Source organism: Methylomonas rivi (genome assembly GCF_024505165.1).
Classification (GTDB): Bacteria; Pseudomonadota; Gammaproteobacteria; order Methylococcales; family Methylomonadaceae; genus Methylomonas; species Methylomonas rivi.
In genome coordinates, this window is sequence record NZ_JANIBK010000233.1 from 1 (window position 1) to 3,863 (window position 3,863).

Annotated in this window: 6 protein-coding genes and 1 pseudogene; 3 read left to right on the plus strand and 4 right to left on the minus strand. The window is 51.9% G+C overall.

The features are described 5' to 3' along the window. Together NP596_RS20335 and NP596_RS20340 are read left to right on the plus strand one after the other, a co-directional pair. The coding region (locus NP596_RS20335) for an RDD family protein (RefSeq protein WP_256617216.1) at nt 1–444 on the plus strand (444 nt) is incomplete at its 5' end. 52 nt (nt 445–496) lie between these two features. Further along, nucleotides 497–880: a hypothetical protein gene (locus NP596_RS20340; protein ID WP_256617217.1), complete on the plus strand. Its 384-nt coding sequence runs from the start codon at nt 497–499 to the stop codon at nt 878–880. A 50-nt stretch (nt 881–930) separates the two neighbouring features. On the opposite strand, the gene NP596_RS20345 is transcribed toward NP596_RS20340, so the two are convergent. Together NP596_RS20345 and NP596_RS20350 are read right to left on the minus strand one after the other, a co-directional pair. After that, nucleotides 931–1,998 carry a TIGR03790 family protein gene (locus NP596_RS20345; protein ID WP_256617218.1) on the minus strand — a complete coding sequence of 356 codons (1,068 nt, stop codon included), beginning with the start codon at nt 1,996–1,998 and terminating at the stop codon, nt 931–933. Between the two features lie 119 nt (nt 1,999–2,117). Continuing rightward, nucleotides 2,118–2,669 carry a FlgO family outer membrane protein gene (locus NP596_RS20350; RefSeq protein ID WP_256617219.1) on the minus strand — a complete coding sequence of 184 codons (552 nt, stop codon included), beginning with the start codon at nt 2,667–2,669 and terminating at the stop codon, nt 2,118–2,120. Between the two features lie 126 nt (nt 2,670–2,795). Here NP596_RS20350 and NP596_RS20355 point away from each other — a divergent pair, with 126 nt between their 5' ends. Further along, the gene (locus NP596_RS20355; RefSeq protein ID WP_256617220.1) at nt 2,796–2,978 is read left to right on the plus strand and encodes a hypothetical protein; all 183 of its coding nucleotides are present in this window, start codon (nt 2,796–2,798) and stop codon (nt 2,976–2,978) included. Here NP596_RS20355 and NP596_RS20360 read toward each other — a convergent pair. Together NP596_RS20360 and NP596_RS20365 are read right to left on the minus strand one after the other, a co-directional pair. Continuing rightward, nucleotides 2,970–3,491, minus strand: a complete 522-nt coding sequence (locus tag NP596_RS20360; RefSeq protein WP_256617221.1) for a YcxB family protein — start codon at nt 3,489–3,491, stop codon at nt 2,970–2,972. The two genes, NP596_RS20355 and NP596_RS20360, sit on opposite strands and share 9 nt — an antisense overlap. A 25-nt stretch (nt 3,492–3,516) precedes the next feature. After that, nucleotides 3,517–3,863, minus strand: a pseudogene (locus tag NP596_RS20365) (FAD-dependent oxidoreductase); the annotation flags it as partial.

The window sequence follows — 3,863 nt, forward strand, 5'->3', positions numbered from 1 at the left end:
GGCGCCGAATCCGTTTCGGCGCCGGGCTTTTTGCGTAGAATGGGGGCCGTTATTTACGACGCCCTGCTGTTGCTGGCAGTGTGGTTTTTTGCCACCGCCATTATCCTGCCGTTCAATTCAGGACAGGCTTTCGCGGCCGAGCAATATTTTTTCCCGTTTTACCTGCTGGCGGTCAGTTATGTTTTTTATGGCTGGTTCTGGACGCATGGCGGGCAGACTCTGGGGCTCAGAGCCTGGAGAATCAAACTGGTCAATTCCAATGGTGTAGCCGTTACTTGGCGACAAGTATCCATGCGGTTCATGGCTGCCATGCTCTCTTGGATTTGTTTGGGATTGGGGTTCGTTTGGTGCATTTTCGATAAAAAACGGCTGTGTTGGCATGATAGCTTGTCGAAAACCCGTCTGGTTTTCCTGCCATCAGAAAAAAGCGGGCGGCAAAAATGAATATGCTATATTCCTGATTCAATCTATCTTTTCGCTCGGTCGGGAGAACTTCATGAAAACAATAACAACATTCTTATCCCTTTGTGCAGCGCTTGTGGCCTTTTCCGCCAATGCGGAAGTCAAACTCGAGGACAATGCTAAAATCCTGGGCAAATGGGTCGTCACCGCCGAAGCGCTGGCGTTGGACAGAGAAAAGAAACCCTTGCACGTGACTTGGGAATTTCAAAAAGACGGTACCTTGGTCACCACGGGCGAAGATGCGCGTAGTGGTATTGGCGCAATGAATATCCCGATCAAATATAGCGTGGCCGATGGCGTGATTAAAAAACAAACCATGCCCGGTCGGGAAAAATACGAAGATTGCGCGGTGGTGGAAATGGAAGGGAATGAGATGATTTTGAAATGCAAGTTTCTGTATTTTTTCATGACCCGCTAATAAATCTCGATTTCTGACAGGCGGCGCCTAGGCTGTCTGTCAGCTCAAGCTTATTTGGTAGGGATGGGTGTTAAATAAGCAAACGGTTTGGACAATGGCTCGCCGACAAAAATTCCCTGTCCCGGCTGGGCCACGCTTTTCCAATACGCTTCGATTAAAGAACTCCCCCGCAGATAGTGATACATCAGCACCCCGGGATTGGGAAACTTCGCTGGGAAATTGCACGGCTCGACCACCGCGCCGTAGCTGCCGGTGGCGCCGGCTTTCAGCCATTCCATAATATTCATTTGGTCGCTGCCGGACATCACGCCGCCCGTCGACGTCAAATGGTCCGCCACGGCGCCTGGCAAATAACGGTTATTGGCAATGTTGGGTACCGTTTTCATGCCGGTAAAATAAAACATCACATCATCGTGGCCGGCAATGTAGTCTTGCTCAAGATAATGCACTTGCCAGAATGGCCTCAGTTTTTCCGCTATGGCCGGAAAGGCCGCCGCGCGCGAGCTGCGGGCCTTGTCGGAGGTTTTTAACAGATAAGCCGAGCCTTGCGGACGCGTGAAATCGGCCGCCACGCCGCGATCGATCAGCTGTTTCGCCGCGGAAAAATTTTCCCCGGCCAATGCCATGGTGGGGCGCCAGCCGTATTTATCGAAGGGTCTGGCTGCTTCGGAGGCGAAGTAAGGGCTGTTCCGGGTCTGCTTACAACCGCTTGCGCAAAATGACGGATCGAAGCCCACGGCAAAAGCGGTGGTAATCGACATGCATTCGACGCGAAACGGTTGCAGCCAGGTGAGCGCGAAGGCTTGCACGTGTTTGGGCGTTTGCCGGTCAACCTGCCGTTTGATTTTGTTGAACTCGCTCTCGCTTAAAAAAGCGTGGTGCGCGGCAAAGCGGACATGAATCACCTGCTCGGAGGGTATTTGGCGTTTTTGTTGATAATAATCGCCGATTTGCCGGCTCAAGGGGTCGCTGTCGTTGACGATGACGGCCAGATCACGGGCTTCCAATGCGGTGGTTGGCTTGAACAGCGGGGCCATCTGCGCCTGAGTTGAGCCAATGCTTAAGCCGATCAACAAAAAGAGGGACAAGCGGCCAAGCATCGCACTATAAAAAAACATGTTTACACCCTGGACAATAAGTGCGCTACGGTCATTAAACAAGTCTGATTTCGATAATCCGCTTAAGGTTTAGCGGGGCGAGTGGATGGGCAAGGCATGCACTCGCTGCCAAAAAAGGATTATTGCTTGGGCTCAGGAGGTAGGGCCATGGCTCTGGCGTCCGGCCCCATCGGGATGGAGTAATCGGTGGTCGAGATGATGTTTTGAGTGGCAATGTCCACCGTGCGCAGGGAGACATAAACATTTTTACGTCCGGCGGCATAAGTGCCGATGACCAGCGCGTTCGCATGCACATTATTCAAGGCCTCCTTGGTTTTTTCGGGCAATTCCAAAATACCCGCTTCGGTTTTGCTGAAAATTTCGGTAGGCAGTTCCATGCCCATTACCCGGTAACCGTTCCGATGCATAGCGGAGGAAATTTGATCGGAGACGATGCGGCCGAACGGCATGCTTTGGCCTAAGTCGCCGACGTTGACCAGCGAGTTAATCACCACCAGGCTGCCTTTGGGTAAAGGTTGTTTCAAGTTTTGCAACAATTGTTCGACCGCTTCGTAACTGACTTCCACCAAGTCGTCGTCTTTGACTTCGCTATGATAGCGGTAATATGAGCTGCAACCGCCGAGCAGGGTTAACGCCAATAGCGCGGAAGCAAGGATGGGTTTGTTGTTCATGGGGGCATCTCCTGTTAAAAGTGTAGGTATTTAGAACTTAAACTAGCCGGATAGTCAACGCTGACTGTAGTGTAGCAGAGCAAGCCCAGGCTGCCGCGAGCGGCTAAAGCTTGGTAGAATAAACCCATGCATCTTAAAACCGATAAGCCCCGCAACCCGTTATTCAAACCGCAAGACCGGTATTTTGTAAACGAACAGGGGTGGTGGTTTTATACCGTGGACAAAATCGGCGGACCATTCAAAACCAAGGCGGATTGCGTCGATGCCTGCCGGCGCTATATTCAGCGGCGCGACGGGGTTTTAACCTAAACGGTCGATCATGCTTTCCACCTGTTTGGCGAACGCTTTCAAATCGCCGCTTTTGACCGTCTCTCGCGGAATTACAATGGCGGCGTCGATATCGACATAGATATAGACGTATTCTTTATGCCGCTCCACGCGCAGCATGTCGCTCCAGGGGGTTTTGTGCTTGCCGCCGGGCGATTTTTCCAGCAAATGTTCGGGTTCTATCTTTAATTGATGGATGCCGTACATGGCTTTTTTTTCCGCCTCGGTATATTTGTCGAAAAATTGGCGGCGTAGGTCGATTTTCATGATAAACGGCGAGGCGATGCCCCAGCCTATCGCCAGCAAGGTGATGTAGGCAGTAGTCATCATGTCGACATAATAAACATAATAAAACAGGCCAAACACCAGCATGACGCCGGGTACCAATAAGCGGTTCTGGCGGATTTTTTTCTGCATTACCGGATCGCTGGCCAGCCTTAATTCGTTAAAGTGGACCAAGTCTTTCTCGCGGAATTCGTATTCTATTTCTAACATTCGGTTGTCTCGTTGGGGTTTAAGGTTAGTGCATTTTGATTTTGGCGTGGGTGCTGCGCCGGAACAGGTTGGAAAGCGTCAACATTGCGGTGCGGAAATAGCCGTGGATGGCCACTTGATGCATTTTATACAGGGATAAATACACCACGTAGGCAATAAAGCCGCCGACGCTGACGGTGCCCATCAGGCTACCCATTAAGCTGCCGACCGTGCTGAATTTGCCCAACGACACCAGCGAGCCGTAATCGTGGTAAACGAACGGCACTGCCGGTTTGCCTTTTAGGCGATTGACGATGGTTTTCGCCACGGTGGAGGCTTGTTGATGGGCGGCCTGGGCGCGGGGCGGCACGTTGCCGCCGTGGCCGGCCCACT

Bases quoted from the DNA above. Each gene is read 5' to 3' on its own strand.
- NP596_RS20340 (WP_256617217.1), top strand. From the start codon at position 497: ATGAAAACAATAACAACATTCTTATCCCTTTGTGCAGCGCTTGTGGCC.
- NP596_RS20345 (WP_256617218.1), bottom strand. From the start codon at position 1,998: ATGTTTTTTTATAGTGCGATGCTTGGCCGCTTGTCCCTCTTTTTGTTG.
- NP596_RS20350 (WP_256617219.1), bottom strand. From the start codon at position 2,669: ATGAACAACAAACCCATCCTTGCTTCCGCGCTATTGGCGTTAACCCTG.
- NP596_RS20355 (WP_256617220.1), top strand. From the start codon at position 2,796: ATGCATCTTAAAACCGATAAGCCCCGCAACCCGTTATTCAAACCGCAA.
- NP596_RS20360 (WP_256617221.1), bottom strand. From the start codon at position 3,491: ATGTTAGAAATAGAATACGAATTCCGCGAGAAAGACTTGGTCCACTTT.